This is a genomic window from Roseibium sp. AWQ4_290, from assembly GCF_056160985.1.
Map to the genome: position 1 here is coordinate 212,615 of NZ_JBSWYG010000006.1, position 22,579 is coordinate 235,193.

The window sequence follows — 22,579 nt, forward strand, 5'->3', positions numbered from 1 at the left end:
CCAGCCTTTTTGACGCGTCCGGACAGGGCTTGCCCTGTCCGGGCACTGTGACCGGAGCGTCTTCGGATGAGCAAGCCTCGTTTCCGCTGGCACATCGCCGTGTTTCTGGCCCCTGCCGTGCTGGTCTATACGGCCGTGATGATCTTCCCGCTGTTCAACACGCTGCGTCTGGCCCTTTTCAGCAGGATCGAGCAGGAGCGGGTGTTTGTCGGCCTGCAGAATTTCATGACCCTGTTCGGGGACCCGCTCTGGGCAGACCAGTTCTGGAACGCGCTCGGCAACAATTTCTGGTTTTTCCTGATCCACATGCTGGTGCAGAACCCGATCGGTATCGCGCTAGCCGCTCTGCTCAGCCATCCAAGACTGCGCTTTGCCGCCTTTTACCGCTCGGCCATCTTCATTCCGACTATCCTGTCCTTTGTGATTGTCGGCTTCGCCTGGAAACTGATTCTGTCACCGATCTGGGGGATCGCACCGTCCATGCTGGACGCGGTCGGGCTGAGGTCATTGTTTGCGCCCTGGCTCGGCAAGGAGGCCTATGCGCTGACGACCCTGTCGCTGATTTCCGTCTGGCAGTTTGTCGGCATTCCGATGATGCTGATCTATGCGGCGCTGCTGTCCATTCCGGATGAGATCCTGGAAGCAGGCGAGATTGACGGCATCACGGGCCTGTCCGCGTTCTGGAAAATCAAGCTGCCCCTGATCCTGCCCTCCATCGGCATCATCTCGATCCTGACCTTTGTCGGCAATTTCAACGCCTTTGACCTGATCTACACCACCCAGGGAGCGCTGGCCGGACCGGATTTCTCAACTGATATTCTGGGCACCTTCCTCTACCGAACCTTTTTCGGCTTTCAGCTGCAGCTGGGCGACCCGCATATGGGGTCGGCCATTGCCAGCGCCATGTTCGCGATCATCCTGATCGGTGTGTGCATCTATCTCTTCGGCATCCAGACCCGGCTGCGCCGGTATCAGCTTTGAGAGGAGGGGAGATATGAACAAGGCCAGATCACACCCGCTCAACAGCCTTGCCATGCATGGCGCACTGATCCTCTATACGCTGATTGCCCTGTTTCCGGTCTTTGTGATCCTGATCAACAGCTTCAAGACCCGAAAGGCAATCTTCCGTGAACCGCTGAGCCTGCCGGATACAGAGAGTTTTTCCCTGATCGGCTATCAGACGGTGCTGAAGCAGGGGGACTTTTTCCTTTATTTCCAGAACTCCATGATTGTCACCGTGGTTTCGCTGGCCCTGATCCTGCTATTTGGCGCCATGGCCGCCTTTGCGCTCAGCGAATACCGGTTCCGGGGCAACCTGCTGATGGGGCTCTATCTGGCGCTCGGTATCATGATCCCGATCCGGATCGGCACGGTGGCCATTCTGGACATGATGGTCGCCACCGGCCTTGTGAACACGCTGACCGCCCTGATCCTGGTCTATACGGCCCAGGGGTTGCCGCTTGCCGTCTTTATCCTGAGCGAGTTCATGCGTCAGGTGTCGGATGATCTGAAAAACGCCGGCCGGATTGACGGCCTGTCCGAATATACGATCTTCTTCCGTCTGGTGCTGCCGCTGGTGCGTCCGGCCATGGCTACGGTCGCCGTCTTCAACATGATCCCGATCTGGAATGATCTCTGGTTTCCGCTCATTCTGGCCCCGGCTGAGGAAACAAAGACGCTGACCCTTGGCAGCCAGGTGTTTATCGGTCAGTTCGTGACCAACTGGAACGCCGTTCTGTCCGCGCTCAGCATGGCCATTTTGCCGGTACTGGTGCTCTATGTGATATTCTCGCGCCAGCTGATCCGCGGCATCACCTCCGGAGCTGTCAAATGACCCGCGTTCTGGTGGCCGGTCTCGGCAATATGGGCCTGTCCCACGCCCTGGCCCACCACAGGCACTCAGGCAGCGAGATCGTTGCCCTGGTCAACCGGTCGGGAAAGGTGGACCATCCGGAGCTGAGCGCCTATCCGGCCTATGACAGCTTTGAGGCGGCCCTTGCTGCGGCAAAGCCGGATCTGGTGGTGATCGCCACCTATTCGGACACGCACGCCAGTTATGCGGTGGCAGCCATGGAGGCCGGGGCCCATGTCTTTGTCGAAAAGCCGCTGGCAACCACAGTGGCAGACGCTGAAAGGGTGGCCGAGTGTGCGCTCAGGACCGGCCGGAAACTCGTGGTCGGTTATATTCTGCGCCACCATCCGTCCTGGCAGCGCCTGATCACGGAAGCCCGGGCGCTGGGCGGGCCTTATGTGTTCCGCATGAATCTCAACCAGCAGAGCTCCGGTGCGGAATGGGACACCCACAAGGCCCTGATGCAGACGACCGCACCGATTGTCGATTGCGGTGTTCACTATGTGGATGTCTGGTGCCAGATCACCGACGCGGTTCCGGTCAAGGTCCATGGCATGGGGCTGCGGCTTTCCGGGGAAATTGCCCCGGACATGTATAATTACGGCCAGTTCCAGGTGGTGTTCGACGACGGCTCAGTGGGCTGGTACGAGGCCGGCTGGGGCCCGATGATGTCCGAAACAGCCTTTTTCGTCAAAGATGTGGTCTCGCCCGCCGGGTCCGTCTCCATTGTGGAGGGCAACAAAGGGGGCTCGGCGGATGTGGACGGCCACACCAAAGTGGGGGGGCTGCTGGTGCACCGCCTGGACGGGGACACCCGCATTGATTTGCCGGACGAACCCGGCCACCAGGACCTGTGCGATGCGGAGCAGGCCTATATGCTGCACGCAATACGCAAAAATCTCGATCTGACCCGTCACATGCAGGACGCGGTCCGGTCTCTGGCCATTTGTCTTGCCGCCGATGAGAGCGTGCGCACCGGCAAGCCCGTTTTCCTGAAGGAGCCGACGCCATGACGGCGCTTACCTTGCAAACTGTCAACAAGTCCTTCGGGGATGTTCACGTGCTCAAAGATGTCACGCTTGAGGTGGAGGACGGCGAATTCGTCGTTTTTGTCGGCCCCTCCGGCTGTGGCAAATCCACCCTCCTCAGGGTGATTGCCGGGCTGGAGGATGTGACCTCGGGCGATATTCATATCGGCGGGGAGCATGTGAACCTGACACCGCCCTCCAAACGCGGCATTGCCATGGTGTTTCAAAGCTATGCGCTCTATCCGCATTTGACTGTGCGCGGCAACATGTCCCTGGCCCTGAAACAGGAGCGGCAGAGCCGGGAGGTGATTGAGCAGCGCATCGCGGAAGCCACCCGCATGCTCAATCTGGAAGCCTATCTGGACCGGTACCCGTCCGAGCTGTCAGGTGGCCAGCGCCAGCGGGTCGCCATTGGCCGGGCCATCGTGCGCCATCCCAAGCTGTTTCTGTTTGACGAGCCGCTCTCCAATCTGGATGCGGCCCTGCGCATGAATACGCGGCTTGAGATTGCCAATCTGCACCGTCAGCTCGACGCCTCCATGATCTATGTGACCCATGACCAGTCCGAAGCCATGACGCTGGCCGACAAGATCGTGGTTCTGCGGGAGGGCCGGGTGGAGCAGACCGGAAGTCCGATGGAACTCTACAACAATCCGGTCAACAAGTTTGTGGCGGGCTTTCTTGGCTCACCTGCCATGAATTTCCTGCCTGCCGGTTTGCTTCGCGAAGGCGACACCCGCACGCTGGGGATCCGCCCGGAAGATCTGTCCCTGTCTAAGGACGGGGCTTTGAAAGCGACGGTTCAGCACGTGGAGCAGCTCGGCGGCGACACCAATGTGATTGCCACGGTTAAGGACCACCAGATCACCGCCCGGCTGTTCGGCCAGCATGCCATTGCCCCAGGCAGCGATCTCGACCTCGCGATTTCAGACGGTAAATCCTATTATTTCGACGCTGACGGGCAGCGATTGAGCCCGTAGGGACGCTCTTGCCGGATACCAAAATAAAAAGCCGCGCGGTGTCCCCCAGCCCCTAACCTAAATGTGGGCGTGTAGAAAAAGATTAAGCCGGACCCTTTGGTGCAGCAGGCCTTTCGGGGTTCGGACATGCTTCAATAATCTGAAACAAGCAAGAATCTGTGACTTCCATGGCCCTGAGCCTGTATGAACGTAAATCGCCCGCTTCGCGCCCGCAAATTGATCATTCACCAGTGCTCGAACTTGTCATGAAAGCCGCCGCTCGTTGTACGGGAACTGGGCATTCGTCGCGACCTGAACGAACGGCAGCAAAGCAGACAAAACGGTCATTCGCGAGGAAGTTTTTCAGCTATTGCTTTAAACTGTTCTGCGGAAAAACCTGTGAGTGTCGGCATTTCCCAATCAAAAAATCTCGGCTGACTTATCGCCTGAAAGATCAGGGCTCGAACTCCGGACATTTCGAGGGCGGACAAGCCAGTGTCAGGCACAATATGCTTCACTGCCTTAGCGATTTCGGTCGCCACTTTTGTAGTTGTTTCACTACAAACCACTAGCTCATCTGCTTGTTCCAGCCTTTTTATCGTAGCTTCGATGACCTGCATCATCAGGAGATCATTTTCTTCGGTCAACTCAGCCTCCAAGTTCGCATCAGCAGTAATCGATTTTGCGTTCTTGTTTTGTGAAATGCCACATTGGCCTCCAGGCAGACCTTCGCCGCAGACTGATCGAACCTCTCTGGCGCAAATGTCTGCTTCGCTAAACGCCGCCGGAGCCGTATTACTTGCAACCACACTTAGGTTAGGGGCTGCGCGGTGTCCCGGCGCGGCTTTTTTGTGTTTTGAGGCTCCGGGCGATCACGCGATCATGGTGAGCAGCTTGTCCAGGCTTGATTTGGCGTCGCCGTAATACATGCGGGTGTTCTCCTTGTAGAACAGCGGGTTTTCGATTCCGGAATAGCCGGTGCCCTGACCGCGTTTGGAGACGAAGACCTGCTTGGCTTTCCAGACCTCCAGAACCGGCATGCCGGCAATCGGGGAGTTTGGGTCTTCCTGCGCGGCCGGATTGACGATGTCGTTGGAGCCGATCACGATGGCCACATCGGTTTCGGGAAAGTCCTCATTGATTTCGTCCATCTCCAGCACGATGTCATATGGCACCTTGGCTTCCGCCAGCAGCACGTTCATGTGGCCGGGCAGACGGCCTGCAACCGGGTGGATGGCGAAGCGCACGGTCTTGCCCTTGGCGCGCAGGCGCTTGGTCAGTTCGCTGACCGCTTGCTGGGCCTGGGCCACAGCCATGCCGTAACCGGGCACGATGATGACGCTGTCCGCATCTTCCAGCGCGGCGGCGATCCCGTCGCCATCAATGGCGATCTGTTCGCCGTCCACTTCCATGGCCGGGCCGGTCGTGTTGCCGAAGCCGCCCAGAATGACGGAGATAAACGAACGGTTCATGGCCTTGCACATGATGTAGCTGAGGATGGCCCCGGAGGAGCCGACCAGGGCGCCCACCACGATCAGGAGGTCATTGCCCAGCGAAAAGCCGATGGCCGCTGCTGCCCAGCCCGAATAGCTGTTCAGCATGGAGACGACGACCGGCATATCCGCCCCGCCAATACCCATGATCAGGTGATAGCCGATGAAGAAGGCCAGTAGCGTCATCAGGATCAGCGTCCAGATCCCGGCCCCGTTCAGGAACAGGATCAGGAGCAGGACCGAGAGGCCGGCAGCCCCGGCATTGAGTGCATGGCCGCCCGGGAGTTTTTCCGCCTTGGACGTGATCTTGCCCGCAAGCTTCCCGAAAGCCACGACGGAACCGGTGAAGGTGACGGCGCCGATAAAGACACCGAGAAACACCTCGACCTTCAAGATTGCCTGTTCGGTGGCCGTCTTTTTGGCAAGAAGGGCTGCAAAGCCCTGAAGCGCCTTACGTTCTTCCTCGCCCATGGCCAGAACCCGGCCCAGTTCGAGATAGGCATTGAAGCCGACAAAGACAGCAGCAAGCCCCACAAGCGAGTGCATGGCCGCGACCAGCTGAGGCATTTCGGTCATCTGCACACGCTGCGCAACGAAATAGCCGATGATGCCACCGCCTGCGATCAGGACAAGGGACAGGAACCAGAGGCCCGAGCCGGGGCCGATCAGAGTGGCGGCGACCGCCAGGGCCATGCCCGTAATGCCGTACCAGACGGCACGCTTGGCGCTTTCCTCACCGGACAGACCGCCAAGAGAGAGAATGAACAGGACAGCCGCAACCACATAGACGGCAATGGTGAAACCGAATTCCATAGGCCGGGCTCCTTAGGATTTCTGGAACATGGCGAGCATGCGCCGTGTGACGAGGAAACCGCCGAAAATATTGATTCCGGCCATGAAAATCGACAGGCCTGCGAGCAGGATGATCAGGAACGAGCCTGACCCGACCTGCAGCAGGGCGCCGACGATGATGATCGACGAGATGGCGTTGGTGACCGCCATAAGAGGTGTGTGCAGGGAGTGGCTGACATTCCAGATGACCTGGAAGCCGACAAACACCGCCAGCACAAACACGATGAAATGCTGCAGGAAGCTGACCGGTGCGACCAGTCCCACCAGCAGCATCAGCAGCCCGCCAACGGCCAGCAGGGTGACCTGCTGTTTGGTCTGGGCCTTGAAGGCGTCCGCCTCCCGCTGCCGTTTTTCCTCCGGGGTCAGCTCCTTGGGCTTTTCCTTCGGCTCTGCGGCAATCGCCTGCACTTTGGGCGGCGGCGGCGGGAAGGTGATTTCGCCCTGATAGGTGACAGTTGCCCCGCGAATGACATCGTCTTCCATATTATGGACGAGCTTGCCGTCTTTGTCCGGGGTCAGATCCGTCATCATGTGCCGGATGTTGGTGGCGTAAAGGCTTGAGGATTGGGCGGCCATGCGCGAGGGGAAATCCGTGTAGCCGATGATGGTCACGCCGTTTCCGGTCACGATTTTCTTGTCTGCGACCGTGCCGTCCACATTGCCGCCGCGCTCAGCCGCGAGATCGACAATCACCGAGCCCGGTTTCATGGAGGCAACCATATCCTCCAGCCAGAGTTTCGGGGCCGGGCGGTTCGGGATCAGGGCCGTGGTGATGACAATGTCGATCTCTGGCGCCAGCTCGCGGAACTTGGCCAGCTGGGCTTCTCGGAACTCCGGTGACGATACGCTGGCATAGCCGCCCGTGGTGGCGCCATCTTGCTGTGTTTCTTCAAAATCCAGATAGACGAATTCGGCCCCCATGGATTCAACTTGTTCGGCCACTTCCGGACGCACGTCGAAGGCGTAGGTGATCGCCCCGAGCGACGTAGACGTGCCGATGGCGGCAAGCCCGGCAACCCCGGCGCCGACAACCAGAACCTTGGCTGGCGGCACCTTGCCGGCAGCGGTGATCTGCCCTGTGAAGAACCGGCCGAAATTGTTACCCGCCTCGATCACGGCCCGGTATCCGGCTATATTGGCCATGGAGCTGAGCGCGTCCATCTTCTGGGCGCGGGAAATGCGGGGCACCATTTCCATGGCGATCACATTGGCGCCCTTGGCTCTGGCCTCTTCCAGCCCGGTTTCGTTTCCGCCCGGATTGAAGAAGGAAATCAGCGTCTTGCCGTCGGTCAGGTATCCCAGTTCCTTCTCGTCCGGCTGGCGTACCTTGGCGATGATATCGGCCTGTTTCCAGAGGCTTGGCGCTGTCTTGACGATTTCGGCCCCGGCCGCCTGATAAGCCTCGTCGGAGAAACCGGCTGCCTTTCCCGCGCCGCTTTGCACCAGGCAGCTATAGCCGAGCTTTTGCAGTTGCTTTGCCGATTCCGGGGTCATGGCGACACGCGCCTCACCGGAAAAAGCTTCCTTGGGTGTGCCTATCTTAAGGGCTTCTGACATATGTCGCTCCAAGATGGTGACCAGGACTTGGCCAAAGAAATCTGGTGCCGCAGGGTCCATCAGGGGAATGTGCCCGCATCGGTGGACCTTGTGGTTTCTCCGCATATAGAGACGAAAAATATACTTATGACAAGACGTGTTTTTGCGTGAAAAGGACGCCTGCATGCCGCTAGACCAAAACAAGCGCGTGATTTGATGGCTAGGCCAGAGAGGCTGGAAAACGTGAATTGAGGAAGTGTCAGTCTGAAAACTTGACTCCTTAGAAATCAAAGGGTCGTAATACTCGAGCTTTGCCCGGTATTAATATTTTTTTCTAACAAAAATAAATCAATTGGAATGAAGAGTGACTTGAAACGCGCAGGCGCCCGGCCCGCGGGAGCGAGCCGGGCGAGGGTTATTCGGCGGCCGGCTTCATCTCCAGATCCGCAGCGCTGTGGCGTTCCGGCACCTGATCGGCCTCATCGCCCCAAACCTTGTTGACCTTACGTCCCCGGATGACTGCAGGCCGGGCGTCGATTTTCTCGGCCCAGGCCTTCACGTTCTTATAGTCATCGACACTCAGGAACTCTGCTGCCTCATAAAGCCGGCCAAGCACAAGGCCGCCATACCAGGGGAAGATCGCAATGTCCGCGATCGTATAGTCGTCTCCGGCAATATAGGGCCGGTCAGAAAGAGCCTTTTCCAGAACATCCAGCTGGCGCTTGGTTTCCATAGCAAACCGGTTAATCGGATACTCGAACTTCTCAGGCGCATAGGCATAGAAATGGCCAAAACCGCCGCCAACATAAGGCGCAGAACCCATTTGCCAGAACAGCCAGTTCAAGGTCTCGGTACGGGCCGCCGGGCTGGCGTGCAGGAATGCCCCGAATTTTTCGGCCAGATAGAGCAGGATGGAGCCCGATTCGAACACCCGGGTCGGGGGTGAGGTGCTGTGATCGACCAGGGCCGGGATTTTTGAATTTGGATTGGCCTCCACAAAGCCGCTGGAAAACTGGTCGCCCTCGTTGATGCGGATCAGCCAGGCATCATATTCCGCCCCCGTATGGCCCAGCGCCAGCAGCTCTTCCAGCATAACAGTGGCTTTGACGCCGTTGGGCGTTGCCAGGGAATAGAGCTGCAAGGGGTGCGCACCGACCGGCCGATCCTTGTCGTGAGTGGCCCCGGAGACCGGGCGGTTGATATTGGCAAATTGGCCGCCACTGGCCTGTTGCCAGGTCCAGACTTTTGGAGGCGTGTAGGAGGAAGTCTCGCTCATGGAAAGGGTCTCCGGATCGGATCAGACTGAAAAGACTGCGATTCTTCCGGGTCAATCCGGCAATTCATCGCATTCTTGCGATTAAATAGGATGGCTTGCAGGATTTGCCTAGGTCTTGTGGCCGAAAAGCCGGTTCGGTGCCACGGCAGCGAAGGGGCGCCGGAGGGCCGTCCCGGTCCCGTCTCCTCGTCATCCTGAGCGGAAGTTCGTCTCATTTTCCAGCGCGTTCAGAACGACCTTCAGATTCATGGGTTTGACTAGAAGGCTTTTGTTACTATTGAGGTTTTCTGGATTTAAGGACGCAACGGCGCGGGCTGCGCAAATCAGGCGTATGTCAATTTCACCACACTAGTCGCGTACGATATAGATCGAGCATTTGGAATGCCGGGCCACCCGGGCCGCATTCGGACCCAGCAGATAGTCGCTGAGTTCCGGCCGGTGGGCGCCCATCACAATCAGGTCAATCGAGAGACGCGCAGCCATTGCCAGAATTTCCTCATAGACAGTGCCGTGGCTGACGATGTGGCGGGCCTTCACGTCCGGTCCGAGCGCGTCGCGGACTTGGGCGTGAAGGGTTTTGTCAGCTTCCTTCAGCATGTTTTCTTCCGCGTCATCCTTGAACCAGGTGGCCACCCAGGCGCCGCCAAGGGGCGGCAGAACCGTCATGACGTTCAAGGTGCCGCCGTCCAGATCCACAAAGCGCTTGGCTTCGTGCAGGATATGGGTCAGGTCTTGGGGGTGGGCCAGATCGACCGCGGCCAGGACATTCTTCTTCATGATAAGGGCTCCCTTCAGGCTGCGGTTGAGACAGGACCGGCTTCGCCGGCATGGGCGATGGCATGGCGCCTGCGCTGCAGAAGCACAATGATCCCGAGCACAAGCAGGGCTGGAATATAGAAGATCTCCTTTGGCGGCCGGACCGCAGGGACCTCCAGTTCCTTGACTTCCCAATCAAAATCGATCCCAAGTTTCTGGGCGGGTGCGCCAAATTCCAGCTGGTCGACAAACAAGGCACCGTCTTCGTCGCGCAAGGTCAGGCCGAGATTTTCGAAAAGCCTGTCTTTGCCGTCGGCTCCTTTCGTGCCGAGCGGCAACAGGTACTTGGCATCTACAGGATCGCCTTCAATGTTCACCCCTGTAAAACGGGCTTGCAACAACGCGTCATCCGGCGCGTCCTGAGCCATCTGGTAGATGTCGGCAGCTGGCCGGGTTTCAAATTCAGGGGCGACCATATTCAGGAAAAAGCCCGGCCGGAACAGGGTGAAGGCAACCAGAAGCAGGACCGCACTTTCCCAAAGGCGCGACTTGACGATGAAATAGTTCATTGTCCCGGCGGCGAATAACAGCATGGCGATCAGGGCAACGAGAAACACAAACACCGCCTGCACAGGGCCCACATCAATCAGGAGCAGGTCCGTGTTGAAGATGAAGAGGAAGGGCAAAAGCGCGGTGCGGATGGAATAGAAGAAGGCCTGAAAACCGGTCTTCAGGGGATCGCCCTTCGAGATGGCGGCTGCCGCGAAACTCGCCAGGCCGACCGGTGGGGTCACATCGGCCATGATCCCGAAATAGAAGACGAACATGTGAACCGCGACCAGCGGCACGATCAGTCCGGACTGGGCGCCCAGCTCGACCACCACACCGGCCATGAGCGAGGAGACGACGATATAGTTGGCCGTTGTCGGCAGGCCCATGCCCAGGATGATGGAGATCAGGGCCACAAAGAACAGCATGGCCAGCAGGTTGCCGCCGGATAGATATTCGACAAATTCAGCCATGACCTGGCCGATACCGGTCAGGGTCACAGCGCCGACGATGATCCCGGCAACCCCCATGGCAGCAGCCAGTCCGATCATGTTTCTGGCGCCGACCACCAGGCCTTCTTCGAGGTTCTTCCAGCCTGCAGCCACATTTGCCAGATAGGCGCTTTCGCCCCGGAAGAACGCTTTGAGCGGGGCCAGCGTCAGCAGGATAACCATCATCAGGACCGCAGACCAGAAGGCGGACAGACCCGGCGACTTGCGTTCGATCATCAGCAGATACATGAGCATCAGAACGGGCAGCAGGTAGTGAATACCGGTTTTGAAAATCGTGCCCGCTGGCGGCAGATCGTCCATGGAGTCCAGGTCTGTCTTGAGATCTGGAACCTTGGACGCGTACCAGACGGCCGCAAGATAGGCGAGCACAAGCAAACAAATCAGAATGGGGGTTGAGGCTGCGCCAAACGCGGCTTTGCTGAGACCGACCAGGAAGCCGAGCGAGAACAGAATGCCACCGCCGATGGCAATGGCAAGGACGATGATGCCGACTGCGGCCAGAAGGAATTTCGCGTTGTTCATCTGCAACGTGCCGCGCATGCCGCTTTTCAGCGCTTCCAGATGCACGATGTAAACGAGTGCGATGTAGGAGATGGCCGCCGGAATGATTGCCGTTTTGATCACTTCGACATAAGGAATGCCGACATATTCGATCATCAGGAAGGCGACAGCACCCATCACCGGCGGCGTGAGCACTCCATTGATTGAAGAGGACACTTCAATGGCGCCGGCCTTTGTAGGCGAGAACCCGACTTTTTTCATGAGCGGAATCGTGAAATTGCCGGTCGTGACGACATTCGCGATGGAGGACCCGGAAATCAGGCCGGTTGCTGCCGAGGCAATCACGGCCGCCTTTGCGGGCCCGCCGGTCAGGTGCCCAACAGAGGCAAAAGCAAGCTGCAGGAAGTAGTTGCCCGCACCGGCCTGATTGAGCAGCGCGCCAAAAAGCACGAACAGGAACACGAAACCGGAAGACACCCCGAGCGCGACACCGTAGACGCCTTCGGTGGTCAGCATGAGGTGGCTCATAGCCTTTTCAAAGGACGCGCCCTTCCAGCGCACAACATCGGGCAGCCCGTCCCAGGAGCCGAAAAAGACATAGGCCATGAAGAACAGGGCGACGCCCATCAACGGGAAGCCGAGGGAGCGGCGGGCAGCTTCCAGCAGCAGAACGAGACCGGTCCCGGCCATAACAAGATCCATGGTGCTTGGCACGCCGGTTCTATTGGCAACGCCCCTGTAGTCCCACCAAAGATAGGAACACGCGACCGCGCCGATGATCGCCACCAGCCAGGTCAGCTTTGGAATGTAATGGCGGGGACTGCTCTTGAAGGCCGGAAAGGCCAGAAACGCCAGGAAGACAGCAAATCCCAGATGAATGGCGCGGGTTTGCGTGTCATTGAGAACGCCGATGCCGACGAGATAGGGCAGGGGCGAGGCAATCCACAGCTGATAGACCGACCAGAACAGGGGCACGATCCACAGAACGTTTCTGGAAAAACTGTCTTTGGGGGCCCGGGCGCCGGTGTCGGCCTCCGCTATGATGTCATCAAGGTCGTTTGATGCTGTGTCTGCCGATGTGCCGGTCATCTGGTCCCCAACCCGCTGAAAGTCAGTTTTTATCAAAATCGGCGCGTGCGCCTTCCTCTTGGAGGGCCAGGGGAAGGGCTTTCGAAAGGCAGTCATCCCGAAAAAAGGGGCAGGACCTGAAAGCTACGCGCCAGAACGCCTGGAAACAAAAAAGCAGCCCGGAAGGCCGGGCTGCTTCCTGGGCCGGTTACATCCAGCCCTTTTCCTTGTAGTACTTCACCGCACCGGGATGCAGATCGGCGGTCAAGCCGTCCTTGATCATTTCTTCCGGCGTCAGGCGGGCAAAGGCCGGGTGCAGTTTTTTGAACGTATCGAAGTTTTCAAAGACTGCGGAGACCAAGGCATACACCACATCGTCGGAGGTCTTGGCCGAGGTCACGATGGTGGCCTTGGGGCCCCAGGACGGGATGTCGTCGGGGTTGCCGGGATACATGCCGCCCGGAATAATCGCAGCCGCATAGGCTGAATTGTCGGCCAGCAGCTTTTCGATCGGTGCGCCGGACAGCGGCACGATCTTGATGTCGCAGGTTGACGTGGCTTCTTGGGACGAGCCGTTCGGCAGGCCGGCGGCCCAGATGGCCGCGTCCAGCTTGCCGTCGCACAGGGCGGCGGCCTGTTCGGAGGACTTCAGCTCAGCGGCGAGGGTAAAGTCGTCGGCGCTCAGGCCGGTATATTTCATAAGCGTTTCGGCAAGAACGCGCGTGCCGGAGCCCGGGTTGCCGATATTCACCTTCTTGCCCTTGAGATCGGCCGGGGAGCTGATATTGGCGTCAGCGCGGGCCATCACATGCATGGGCTCAGGGTGGACGGAGAACACGGCGCGCAGGTCTTCAAAAGGACCATCATCGGCAAAGGCGCCGGTGCCGTTCAAGGACGCGGACTGAACGTCAGACTGCACGACGCCGAAATCCAGCTCTCCCTGGCGGATGGTGCGGCTGTTATAGACCGACCCGCCGGTGGATTCCACCGAACAGCGGATGCCATGGTCTTTGCGGCCCTTGTTGACAAGACGGCAAATTGCTCCTCCGGTCGGGTAATAGACGCCGGTGACCCCGCCCGTGCCGATCGTGATGAATTCTTCAGCGGAGGCAGCGCCGGTGAAGGCGAAGCTGGCTGCCAGAACAGCGCCTGCAAGGTTTCGTTTCATCATCATAAGATTTGGCTTCCCTCTGTTAGACTTCTATGGTCCAGCGTGAACCACCACACTAGACATTTTCAAACTCATCGAGCAAGCGGTTCTGCCTGTCGACTTCCTCAATCCGATCTTCCGCTTCGGAACCTGACCGTGCCGCCAGCATCCCTGTAATCGTTTCGATCAGAACCAGCGTGGCCGCATAGGATGAAAAAAAGTGCGGACTTTCAGTGCGTTGTATGAAGTGAAAGTCTGCGAACCGCAACCCGGAAAAGGCATGGCTGTCGGTCAAAACCCCGACTTTTGCACCTCTTCCTGCGGCCACTTCCGCTGCGCGGACGGATCGGTGAGCGTAGGGGTGTTTTGAAAGAATGAGAACCGTGTCGTCCGCCGTCAGGCCTGCCATGGCGCTGCCGAGGGTCGTGCCGTTGCGCCCGGCCACGATCCAGCGTTCGTCAAACCAGTTGGCCAGATAGGCGAAGTAGTCGGCAAAGCCGGCCGAGGCGAGGGCGCCAATCAAAACGATATGCCTTGAGGCGGCCAGGCGGTCGACCAGTGCATCCAGAACCGCAGGGTCGATGTCCTGAAGAAGCGCTTCGATATTGGCGGTACAGGCGGCCACCTGACGGGGCAGAAGGGGCTGGCTGGCGTCGTTGCGCAGGCGCCGGGCCTTGTCCTGAAAGCTGCCCCGGTCCCGGTTGCTGAGTTCAACACGGGCCTGTTCACGCAAGGCTTCATAGTCGGCAAAGCCGAGCGCGCGGGCGAGCCGGGTGTAACTGGCCGGAGACACGCCGCTGGCACTGGCGACCGATCTGAGGCTGCGTGTGGCAATGTCGATCTGGTTCTCCACGATATAGTCAGCGGCCACGCGCAAGGCGTCACTCAATTCCGCATAGCAGGCCGAAATGGCGGTCCGGATCTGGGGCGGCAAGGTGGTTTCCATAAGGCTAATGTTCCATTTGTTTTTTGTGTTGTCAAACTCTGAAACAAATGTTTCTTTGTTGACTCTGTGTCACTACATGGACTGGTTCCGATGTCATCTCCCTCCCTTCCAAAGCATGCCCCCGTCGTTGTTATCGGAGGCGGCATCATGGGCTGCTCAACCCTATATCACCTGGCGCAGATGGGGGTAACGGATGCCATCCTGCTGGAACGCAATCAACTGACCTCCGGGACCACCTGGCACTCGGCCGCGCAGGTCCGCGCCTTGCGTCACTCCCGCAATCTGACCCGCATGATCCAGTATTCCGTTGAGCTTTACAGCCGGTTGGAGGAGGAAACCGGGCAGGCCTCCGGCTGGATCCAGAAAGGGTCCCTGTCGATTGCAACCACTGAAAACCGGCTGATCCATATCCGGCGCCAGGAAGCGCTCGCCCGGGCATACGGAGTGGCAGCCTCCTCCATCAGCGCTGGCGAAGCCAAGGAGCGCTGGCCTCTGATGCGGGCCGATGATGTGCTGGGGGCGGTCTGGTCCCCCGATGACGGCCGGGTCAGCCCGTCCGACGTTTGCGCGGCGCTCGTCAAGGGTGCCAGGGCGCGCGGGGCGCGGTTGTTTGAGAACACCGGGGTGACCGGCATCCTCACGGAAAACGGCCGGGTGAGGGGCGTTGAAACCCCGCATGGTACAGTCATGTGCGACGCCATTGCCCTGTGTACGGGGCTTTGGTCGCGGGAGGCCGGGGCCTTGGCGGGAGCGGCCGTGCCGCTGGTGGCCTGCGAGCATTTCTACCTCCTGACCAAGCCGGTCGGCGGTATTTCCGGTAACATGCCGACCTTGAGCGACCATGACGGCCATCTCTACATCCGGGACGACAGCGGCGGCTTGCTTGTCGGCTGTTTCGAGCCGATGGGAAAGCCGATTGCGCCCGGCGTGCTGGGGGACAGCTTTGCCTTCGGGCTGCTGCCGGAAGACTGGGATCATTTCGAGCCGATGATGCTGAACGCGCTGTACCGGCTTCCGGCCCTGGAAACGGCGGAGGTGAAGATGCTGCTGAACGGTCCGGAAAGCTTCACGCCCGATGGTACGTTCATGCTGGGGGAGACAGCGGAAACCCGAGGGCTGTTTCTGGGCTGCGGCATGAACTCCGTCGGCATTGCGGCGGGCGGGGGCGCGGGCATGAACCTTGCGCACACGATCCTTCACGGGGCGCCCGCCTATGATTTGTCCGAGGCGGACGCCAAACGGTTTGCGCCTGTTTTCAACTCCGTAGACCATCTGATGGCGCGGGCGCCGGAAGTCCTCGGCACCCATTACGAGATCGCCTTTCCAGGCAAACAGTTCCGCACAGCCCGCTTCCTGCGGTCCTTGCCCCTGGAGGATGAGTACCGGACGGCCAAGGCCCATTTCGGCCAGATCTATGGCTGGGAACGGCCACTTTATTTCGGCAAGCAGCACGAGCCGGTGCTGACCTTCTCCCGTCCGGACTGGTTTGACAATGTCGGCGCGGAAGTGCGGGCCGCCCACGAAGCGGCTGCGGTCTTCGATGCTTCGTCCTTTGGCAAGATCGAGGTGGAGGGGCCGGATGCGGAGGCCTTTTTGCTGAAAGCCTGTGCGGGATATGTGGGCCGGGCACCGGGATCTGTGATCTATAGCGCTGTCCTGAACGCGCGGGGCACCTATGAAAGTGATTTGACACTCCAGCGTCTGTCACCGGACCACTACCGGATTTTCACGGGAACAGCCGCGATCCGGAAAGATCTTGCCTGGCTCTCCCGGCTGGCGGACGGATATGACGTGCGCTTGAGCGACAGCACCGGGGAGTATGCGGTTCTCGCCCTGATGGGGCCTGACAGCGCCCGGATCGCCGCGCAGGCCGGGGCGCCGGACCTCAACGCCATCGGCTATTTCAAACACGCAGAAGCACAGATTGCAGGCTGCCATGTCCGGGCGGCGCGGCTGTCCTATGTCGGGGAGCCGGGGTGGGAAATCACCTGCCGCGCTGACACCGCACGAGCCGTCTACCGGGCGTTTGTGGAGGCCGGAGCCCGTCCGGCCGGACTGTTCGCGCAGACCTCCATGAGGATCGAAAAGGGGTTCTGCGCCATGGGCCATGAGCTTGACAGCGACGTGACGCCGGTGGAGGCCGGACTGGCTGCCATGACCCGCACGTCCGGGGGCTTTATTGGCGCTGAGGCACTGGCGGCCCAAAGGACTGACGGCATCCAGCCGAAGATTATGTCTCTAAGGTTTGACAAAGACGCAGCCGTTCCACTCGGCCACGAGCCTGTGCTATTAAACGGTCAGATCATCGGTCAAACCACAAGCTGTGCCTATGGCTACCGGACCGGCCGGCCCGTGGCCCTGGCCCATGTCGAACAGCCCCTGGCAACCGGGACCCGGCTTCAGGTGGATCTTGCCGGATGTCTGGAAAAGGCCGTTGCCACCAATGGTCCGCTCTTCGACCCGGACGGGCACCGGATGCGGAGGAGTTGAGGTCAGGCGAACATCCCGGCGGGACACCCGCCGGGATGTTTATAGGGAGGCTTGAAGGCGCCCGGGGGCTACTGGCCCTGGCCGAGCGAATACCCGGCCGCCCCGTCGAAAGTGTAAAGGTTCTCGGTCTTGATGACATCAAGACCCGCCTCGGCCAGCACCAGCATCAAGCCGGCGATCTGTGCGGGCTCGAGACCGGCGCCCTTTGGGCCGGTGAACCGGCAGCGCCAATGGTCCGTGGTAAAGGTCTCCGGCAATCCTGCTGGCCAGACCTTGACGCCCCGGTTCGTGATCATGTTGAGATCAACGTTCAGATCATGAGTGTGAGCGGTCAAATAACCGGCGAGCTCGTCCGCTGTGCCGCCCCGTGCATGGACGAACACATCCACCCCCACAAGCTGTTTGACGGCCGGTTCAGACCGTGTCGCCGTGGCGGGGTGAAAAGGGGTCTGATGGGCCTGAGCGCGCACCGGAGGCAGCCGTTTGGGCAGCGCGCCCATGTTGCGGATCAGCGCATCCGCGAAACCCTCCGTGCCCACCTTACTCCGGCTATGGGCCGGGTTGAAGATATCAGCCGTGTGAATACCGTCCTCAATCGTTTTCAGCCAGGCATTGTTGAGCCTGCAGGCAGCGTCCGTCTGGCCGAGATGGGCCAGCATCTGCACCCCGGCCAGAATGAGGCCGGAGGGGTTGGCCACGCCTTGTCCGGCAAGAGCGGGGGCTGATCCGTGAATGGCCTCGAACATGGCAAATGTGCTGCCAATATTCGCCGAGGGGCCGATCCCGACAGATCCGCTGATTTCTGCGGCAATGTCCGAGATGATGTCGCCATAAAGATTGGTCGTGACGATCACGTCGAACAGTTCTGGGGCCGCGGCCAGCTTGGCTGCACCGATATCGATGATCCAGTGATCGGCTTCGATGTCCGGGTACTCGGCCGAGATCTCGTCAAAGACCTCGTGAAACAGACCATCGGTCAGCTTCATGATGTTGTCCTTGGAAAAGCACGACACCTTTTTGCGGCCCTGCTGGCGCGCATAGTCAAAGGCAAACCGGATAATCCTCTCCGTGCCCGGACGCGAGACAAGTTTCAGGCACTGATAGACCTCATCTGTCTGGCGGTGCTCGATCCCGGCATAAAGATCTTCCTCGTTCTCCCGGAAAATCACCACATTCATGCCGGGGTGATGGGAGGCGATAAAGGGTGTCAGGGCCGCGCAGGGCCGGATATTGGCAAAGAGCCCGAGCGACTTGCGCAGCGTGACATTCAAGGACTTGAAGCCGCCGCCCTGAGGAGTTGTGATTGGCCCCTTGAACAGGGCTTTGCTGGCCCTGAGGGTCTGCCAGGTGTCCGGGGCAATGCCCGAAGAGTGCCCGGACCTGTAAACCGATTCGCCCAGGACGATTTCCTCAAGCTTCAGGCGCGCTCCGGAGGCTGTCAGGCAGCGCAAGGCGGCGTCCATGATTTCCGGGCCGATCCCATCGCCAAAAGCGATGGCGACCTTGGGGGCATCATGGGCCGTTGCAGACTGGGTGAGCGGGTGGCTGTGGACGTTCATTCGTGTCTCCCTGGACCGGTTCGAGTGCGTGCGGGACACGTGTAGAGAGGTTCGCGTGATTGTAAAAATTTATAATTTGATATTTTTTCATTGAAAAAACTCATGCATGGATGGTCATGGATACAATCGATCCGGCGTTGCTGAAGGCTTTTGTTCTGACGAGCCGGACAGGCAGCTTCACAAAGGCAGGGGAGGGGCTCTTCCGGAGTCAGTCGGCGATTTCGCTGCAAATACGGAAGCTTGAGGAGATCCTGGGAGAGCGGCTCCTGCGCCGGAGTGCGCGGCGGGTGGTTCTGACCCCGGCAGGAGACCGGTTTCTGACCTATGCCGAACAGATCCTTACCTTGAATGAGGTAGCGTTGTCCGCATTCCGGGGCCAGGAAGTAACCGGGCAGGTGCGCCTCGGCACGCCGGAGGATATTGCAACAACCTATCTTCCCCAGGCGCTGGCCGATTTCGCTGCTGCCTATCGGAAGGTCAGTCTGGAGGTCACCTGTGATCTGACCCTGAACCTTCTGGAGAAGTTCCGGAACGGGGTTCTGGATGTGGTGCTTTTAAAACGGGAACCGGCGGCAGCAATCGGCGGGCAGCGGGTTTGGGCGGAGCCTCTTTTGTGGGTAGCCGCCGATGAAAATCTGTTATCTCCGGCGTCCGGTGTGCCGCTGGCCGTCAGTCCCGAGCCCTGTGTCTACCGCAAACGGGCCTTCGAGGCCCTGCGGCGCAGCGGGCACGAGCCCCGGGCCGCCTATGTGTGCGGATCGCTTGCCGGAACCCTGGCGGCTGTGCGGGCTGGCTTGGGGATCGCGGTTCTGCCAGGCCATATGGCTCCGGACGACCTGATCACCGACAATGGCGAGCGGATGCCCTATCTGGAAGATACGGAGATCGTGCTGGCCACCGCGTCAGATGCGGGCCAGGCGGCGCGGCGTCTGGCCAATGTGCTGGAAGGAGCGTTCGAAACCGGATGAACGCGGCGGGCTCACACCGCTTGCAGCGTATAGAGTGAGAACCAGTCCCGCTCATCAGCCTCCCGGCCGGTGATACGCCAGCCAGCGGATGTGGTGATCCTGGCAAAAGCATTCTCGTCATATTTGTGCGAGTTCTCCGTATGGATGGTTTCGCCCGCAGCAAACGGGATCTCTTGCCCCGCGAGCGTGACTGTCTGGTCCCTCAGGCTCTCCAGATGCATCTCGATGCGGCTCTCGTTCCGGTTCCACAGGGCCCGGTGTGCAAAGGCTTTCAGGTTGAAATCGGCCCCAAGGTCCCGGTTGAGACGCTGCAAGAGATTCAGGTTGAAGGCGGCGGTCACACCGGCCGGATCGTCATAGGCGGTGACCAGAACCGTTTCATCCTTGGGGCGGTCGACGCCGACAATCAGGGTGGCGCCGGGCAGGGCGGAGTGGATGTTTTTGAGGAGCGCAACAGCGTCCGGCACTTCGAAATTGCCGATGGTCGACCCGGGAAAAAACACCAGAACAGGCAGATCCTCCGGTACAGGCAGGCCGGTGAGCGGCTGGGTAAAGTCGGCGGTGACCGGAGCCACCGCAAGGGAGGGGTAAGACCGGCGCATGCGCTCGGCCGCCTCCGCGAGGTGACTGGCGGAGATGTCGACCGGCATGTAAAGCTTCAGATCGGGAAAGGCGTCCAGCAACAGACCCGTCTTGCGGCTGGAGCCGCTGCCGAGTTCCACCAAAGCGCCCTTTGCTCCGGGAAGGCGGGCAAAGCTGGCCGCCTTCCGGCGCAAAATGCTGATCTCCGTGCGGGTCGGATAATAGGCATCGAGCGCGGTGATCGCATCGAACAGATGGGAGCCGACCGCGTCATAAAGCCATTTGCTCGACAGGGTCTTTTGCGGCCCAGTGAGGCCCTTGAGGGCTTCGGAACGGAAGACGGGATCGATGCTGGAGGGGGGGACATGTTTGGTCATTGATCGGCTGCCAGTCTCAGCCCAAGCATCTGCCAGCGCTGGTTTGGATAAAAGAAGGTTCGATAAGAAGCACGCATCTGGAGCCTGGGGGTTGCACAGGACCCGCCGCGAAGAACCATCTGGTTCACCATGAATTTGCCGTTGTACTCACCGATCGCGCCTTCCGGCGGCCGGAAGCCCGGATAGGGCGAAAACGCACTGCTGGTCCACTGCCAGACATCCCCCCACAATCCGGCCTCACGGCCAAGCGGCATGAAGGCGCCGCTTTCCAGAAATGTTCCGGCAATGTCAGTGTGCTGGGCTGCGGCTTCCCATTCCGCCTCGGTCGGAAGCCGGTGTCCCGCCCACCTGGCAAAGGCGTCGGCTTCATAGTAGCTGACGTGAACAACGGGAGCCGAGAGATCGACGGGACGTGGTCCCTGGAGCGTAAAGGTCCACCACTGGCCGTCCTGTCGCCACCAGTAAAGCGGCGAGTCCCAGCCGTTTTGCTCCCTGACCGCCCAGCCTTCCATCAGCCAAAGCGTCTGGTTGTCATAGCCGCCATCTTCCATGAAGGCGATCCACTCGCCATTGGTCACCGGACGGTCCGCAAGCCTGAAAGGCTCCAGCCAGACCTTGTGCCGCGGGCCTTCGCAGTCATAAGCGAACCCGTTGCCGTCATGTCCGATTTCAAGAAGGCCGCCTTCGTGGCGCGTCCAGCTCTGGTCCGGAGCCTCCCGGACGGCTTCCGGCTGGGACGGCGTGTAGGCGGGCAGGAGAGGGTTGTGGGATAGGGCGTGCAGGAGATCCGTAATCAGAAGCTCCTGATGCTGCATCTCGTGGTGACACCCGAGCGTGATCAGTGCGTCCAGCTGAGCCTGATCCAGCGCGAACTTGTCGTAGATCATTCCTTCGCGCAGCGCGTCTTCCACATGGGCCCTGTAGGAGGTGACCTCCGTCACGCTCGGGCGGGACAGAAGTCCACGCTTGGACCGGGTGTGACGCGGGCCTGCCTGGACATAGTAGGAGTTGAACAAAATGGCGAAGCGCTCGTCCCGGGGGTTGTAACCGGGCAGATGGGGCTTGAGGATGAATTCCTCGAAAAACCAGGTTGTATGGGCCAGATGCCATTTGGGCGGACTGGCATCTTCCATGGATTGCAGCCCCATGTCTTCGTCGCTCAAGGGCGCGGTCAGTTTCTCCGTCTGCGTGCGTGTGGCAAAGAAAAGGTCCAGGGGATCTGCGGCACAGGCTAGGCCGCTTTGCTCGTCCAGATGGGTCATGTCTGTCCTTCCGCGTGGCATACGGCGCAGAATGTTCTGCCCGCTCCGTCAAGTTGCTTAAGGCCGCCTGAAGGTAAGAGATGGAGCCGGGATTTAAATGGCGGGAATTGCACCGCGGCGGTGCACAAATGCACCGCCGCCCACGAAAATCTCAAATTGGTGATTAAATTAAACAAAAGTTTGATTCTCATCATATTTCGCTCTTTGTGGGCAGAAGTAAGCAGATCTTTGATTTTGATCGTGAATTTTGGCTGGACGGAGACGAGGCGATGGGCCGGGTCGAGGCTGTTTTACATCTGCCTTCCTGACAGCTGCCTGTCAGGAATGTGTGGCCGGCCAGTCAAAAAGATGTGAGGGGATGAGATTGCCCGCGTTGGGCCTATCGGGTGTTGCGCCACGGAGCTTGCTGGGCGAGGGTCTCATACCAACCTCAATAGCTAGGAACCGATCTGACCGTGTTTGGGGACTGTTCGGCAAGAAGCAGGTTTCAGGGCGATATGGTTTATCGTTCAAAACCTGGGACGCAGCTGAACAGTCCTCAAACACGGCCTCGGTGGCCGGCTCCGGCCCGCCGGACTGCGTTGCGCCGCTTGAACGGCCATAAAGGCCGTCCTGCGCAACGCGCCTTGCCGGCCAATCCGGATCAGCGCCATCAGATGGGTTTCTATCTATTCAGGTTGGTCATTACTGTCCGGGAAAATTCTGATTTAGGATAAAAAAGGCCCGTTTTGTAAGGAGATCGTCTAGAATCTTGGTTGCAACGCCTGATTCAGAATCTCTCCCAAAAACGGACCCAGAAATGACCCTAAGCGTTTTTCATCAGATCATAAAGCATCTTCCCCGCCGCCAGATCAATTCCCTCA

Annotated in this window: 17 protein-coding genes; 6 read left to right on the top strand and 11 right to left on the bottom strand. The window is 59.6% G+C overall.

From position 1 onward, the window contains the following. Positions 1-66 precede the first annotated feature (66 nt). The 4 genes from ACXAH0_RS08405 to ACXAH0_RS08420 are packed head-to-tail and all read left to right on the top strand — an operon-like array spanning position 67 to position 3,860. Positions 67-981, top strand: a complete 915-nt coding sequence (locus ACXAH0_RS08405) for a carbohydrate ABC transporter permease (RefSeq protein WP_475178394.1) — start codon at positions 67-69, stop codon at positions 979-981. Between the two features lie 13 nt (positions 982-994). Continuing rightward, positions 995-1,834 (top strand): carbohydrate ABC transporter permease, encoded by an 840-nt coding sequence (locus ACXAH0_RS08410; RefSeq protein ID WP_475178399.1) that lies wholly within the window; start codon positions 995-997, stop codon positions 1,832-1,834. Then, positions 1,831-2,865 (top strand): Gfo/Idh/MocA family protein, encoded by a 1,035-nt coding sequence (locus ACXAH0_RS08415; RefSeq protein WP_475178404.1) that lies wholly within the window; start codon positions 1,831-1,833, stop codon positions 2,863-2,865. The genes ACXAH0_RS08410 and ACXAH0_RS08415 overlap by 4 nt, the downstream gene beginning before the upstream one ends. Next, on the top strand, positions 2,862-3,860 hold the full coding sequence (locus ACXAH0_RS08420; protein WP_475190254.1) for an ABC transporter ATP-binding protein: 999 nt from the start codon (positions 2,862-2,864) through the stop codon (positions 3,858-3,860). The genes ACXAH0_RS08415 and ACXAH0_RS08420 overlap by 4 nt, the downstream gene beginning before the upstream one ends. Before the next feature lie 323 nt (positions 3,861-4,183). Here ACXAH0_RS08420 and ACXAH0_RS08425 read toward each other — a convergent pair whose 3' ends face one another. From ACXAH0_RS08425 to ACXAH0_RS08460, 8 genes are all read right to left on the bottom strand, one after another. Next, on the bottom strand, positions 4,184-4,486 hold the full coding sequence (locus tag ACXAH0_RS08425; RefSeq protein WP_475190256.1) for a hypothetical protein: 303 nt from the start codon (positions 4,484-4,486) through the stop codon (positions 4,184-4,186). Between the two features lie 225 nt (positions 4,487-4,711). Then, a complete protein-coding gene (locus tag ACXAH0_RS08430; RefSeq protein ID WP_475190259.1) occupies positions 4,712-6,145 on the bottom strand; it encodes an NAD(P)(+) transhydrogenase (Re/Si-specific) subunit beta in 1,434 nt (477 codons plus the stop codon). Positions 6,146-6,157: 12 nt separating this feature from the next. Continuing rightward, complete coding sequence (locus ACXAH0_RS08435; protein ID WP_475190261.1) at positions 6,158-7,741, bottom strand: Re/Si-specific NAD(P)(+) transhydrogenase subunit alpha; 1,584 nt, start codon at positions 7,739-7,741, stop codon at positions 6,158-6,160. A 394-nt stretch (positions 7,742-8,135) separates the two neighbouring features. Next, positions 8,136-8,996, bottom strand: coding sequence for a glutathione-dependent disulfide-bond oxidoreductase (gene yghU, locus ACXAH0_RS08440; RefSeq protein WP_475190263.1), 861 nt, complete (start codon positions 8,994-8,996; stop codon positions 8,136-8,138). 348 nt (positions 8,997-9,344) lie between these two features. Continuing rightward, positions 9,345-9,773: a universal stress protein gene (locus ACXAH0_RS08445; RefSeq protein WP_475178425.1), complete on the bottom strand. Its 429-nt coding sequence runs from the start codon at positions 9,771-9,773 to the stop codon at positions 9,345-9,347. 14 nt (positions 9,774-9,787) lie between these two features. Further along, positions 9,788-12,403 carry a TRAP transporter permease gene (locus tag ACXAH0_RS08450; protein ID WP_475190266.1) on the bottom strand — a complete coding sequence of 872 codons (2,616 nt, stop codon included), beginning with the start codon at positions 12,401-12,403 and terminating at the stop codon, positions 9,788-9,790. A gap of 187 nt (positions 12,404-12,590) precedes the next feature. Further along, complete coding sequence (locus tag ACXAH0_RS08455; RefSeq protein WP_475178437.1) at positions 12,591-13,556, bottom strand: TAXI family TRAP transporter solute-binding subunit; 966 nt, start codon at positions 13,554-13,556, stop codon at positions 12,591-12,593. Between the two features lie 52 nt (positions 13,557-13,608). Continuing rightward, positions 13,609-14,478 (bottom strand): MurR/RpiR family transcriptional regulator, encoded by an 870-nt coding sequence (locus tag ACXAH0_RS08460; RefSeq protein ID WP_475190267.1) that lies wholly within the window; start codon positions 14,476-14,478, stop codon positions 13,609-13,611. Positions 14,479-14,568: 90 nt separating this feature from the next. Here ACXAH0_RS08460 and ACXAH0_RS08465 point away from each other — a divergent pair, with 90 nt between their 5' ends. Beyond that, complete coding sequence (locus ACXAH0_RS08465) at positions 14,569-16,968, top strand: GcvT family protein (RefSeq protein WP_475190269.1); 2,400 nt, start codon at positions 14,569-14,571, stop codon at positions 16,966-16,968. Between the two features lie 68 nt (positions 16,969-17,036). On the opposite strand, the gene ACXAH0_RS08470 is transcribed toward ACXAH0_RS08465, so the two are convergent. Further along, positions 17,037-18,527 (bottom strand): NADP-dependent isocitrate dehydrogenase, encoded by a 1,491-nt coding sequence (locus ACXAH0_RS08470; RefSeq protein WP_475190271.1) that lies wholly within the window; start codon positions 18,525-18,527, stop codon positions 17,037-17,039. A gap of 116 nt (positions 18,528-18,643) precedes the next feature. On the opposite strand from ACXAH0_RS08470, the gene ACXAH0_RS08475 reads away from it, so the two are divergent. Continuing rightward, positions 18,644-19,495, top strand: a complete 852-nt coding sequence (locus ACXAH0_RS08475; protein WP_475190273.1) for a LysR family transcriptional regulator — start codon at positions 18,644-18,646, stop codon at positions 19,493-19,495. Between the two features lie 11 nt (positions 19,496-19,506). On the opposite strand, the gene egtD is transcribed toward ACXAH0_RS08475, so the two are convergent. Further along, positions 19,507-20,454: an L-histidine N(alpha)-methyltransferase gene (gene egtD, locus ACXAH0_RS08480; protein WP_475178457.1), complete on the bottom strand. Its 948-nt coding sequence runs from the start codon at positions 20,452-20,454 to the stop codon at positions 19,507-19,509. Beyond that, positions 20,451-21,716 carry an ergothioneine biosynthesis protein EgtB gene (gene egtB, locus ACXAH0_RS08485; RefSeq protein WP_475190275.1) on the bottom strand — a complete coding sequence of 422 codons (1,266 nt, stop codon included), beginning with the start codon at positions 21,714-21,716 and terminating at the stop codon, positions 20,451-20,453. The genes egtD and egtB overlap by 4 nt, the downstream gene beginning before the upstream one ends. Between the last annotated feature and the right edge of the window lie 863 nt (positions 21,717-22,579).

Excerpts from the sequence above, each read along its gene's own strand:
- ACXAH0_RS08405 (WP_475178394.1), top strand. The coding sequence starts at position 67 with ATGAGCAAGCCTCGTTTCCGCTGGCACATCGCCGTGTTTCTGGCCCCT.
- ACXAH0_RS08410 (WP_475178399.1), top strand. The coding sequence starts at position 995 with ATGAACAAGGCCAGATCACACCCGCTCAACAGCCTTGCCATGCATGGC.
- ACXAH0_RS08415 (WP_475178404.1), top strand. The coding sequence starts at position 1,831 with ATGACCCGCGTTCTGGTGGCCGGTCTCGGCAATATGGGCCTGTCCCAC.
- ACXAH0_RS08420 (WP_475190254.1), top strand. The coding sequence starts at position 2,862 with ATGACGGCGCTTACCTTGCAAACTGTCAACAAGTCCTTCGGGGATGTT.
- ACXAH0_RS08430 (WP_475190259.1), bottom strand. The coding sequence starts at position 6,145 with ATGGAATTCGGTTTCACCATTGCCGTCTATGTGGTTGCGGCTGTCCTG.
- ACXAH0_RS08435 (WP_475190261.1), bottom strand. The coding sequence starts at position 7,741 with ATGTCAGAAGCCCTTAAGATAGGCACACCCAAGGAAGCTTTTTCCGGT.
- yghU (WP_475190263.1), bottom strand. The coding sequence starts at position 8,996 with ATGAGCGAGACTTCCTCCTACACGCCTCCAAAAGTCTGGACCTGGCAA.
- ACXAH0_RS08445 (WP_475178425.1), bottom strand. The coding sequence starts at position 9,773 with ATGAAGAAGAATGTCCTGGCCGCGGTCGATCTGGCCCACCCCCAAGAC.
- ACXAH0_RS08450 (WP_475190266.1), bottom strand. The coding sequence starts at position 12,403 with ATGACCGGCACATCGGCAGACACAGCATCAAACGACCTTGATGACATC.
- ACXAH0_RS08455 (WP_475178437.1), bottom strand. The coding sequence starts at position 13,556 with ATGATGATGAAACGAAACCTTGCAGGCGCTGTTCTGGCAGCCAGCTTC.
- ACXAH0_RS08460 (WP_475190267.1), bottom strand. The coding sequence starts at position 14,478 with ATGGAAACCACCTTGCCGCCCCAGATCCGGACCGCCATTTCGGCCTGC.
- ACXAH0_RS08465 (WP_475190269.1), top strand. The coding sequence starts at position 14,569 with ATGTCATCTCCCTCCCTTCCAAAGCATGCCCCCGTCGTTGTTATCGGA.
- ACXAH0_RS08470 (WP_475190271.1), bottom strand. The coding sequence starts at position 18,527 with ATGAACGTCCACAGCCACCCGCTCACCCAGTCTGCAACGGCCCATGAT.
- ACXAH0_RS08475 (WP_475190273.1), top strand. The coding sequence starts at position 18,644 with ATGGATACAATCGATCCGGCGTTGCTGAAGGCTTTTGTTCTGACGAGC.
- egtD (WP_475178457.1), bottom strand. The coding sequence starts at position 20,454 with ATGACCAAACATGTCCCCCCCTCCAGCATCGATCCCGTCTTCCGTTCC.
- egtB (WP_475190275.1), bottom strand. The coding sequence starts at position 21,716 with ATGACCCATCTGGACGAGCAAAGCGGCCTAGCCTGTGCCGCAGATCCC.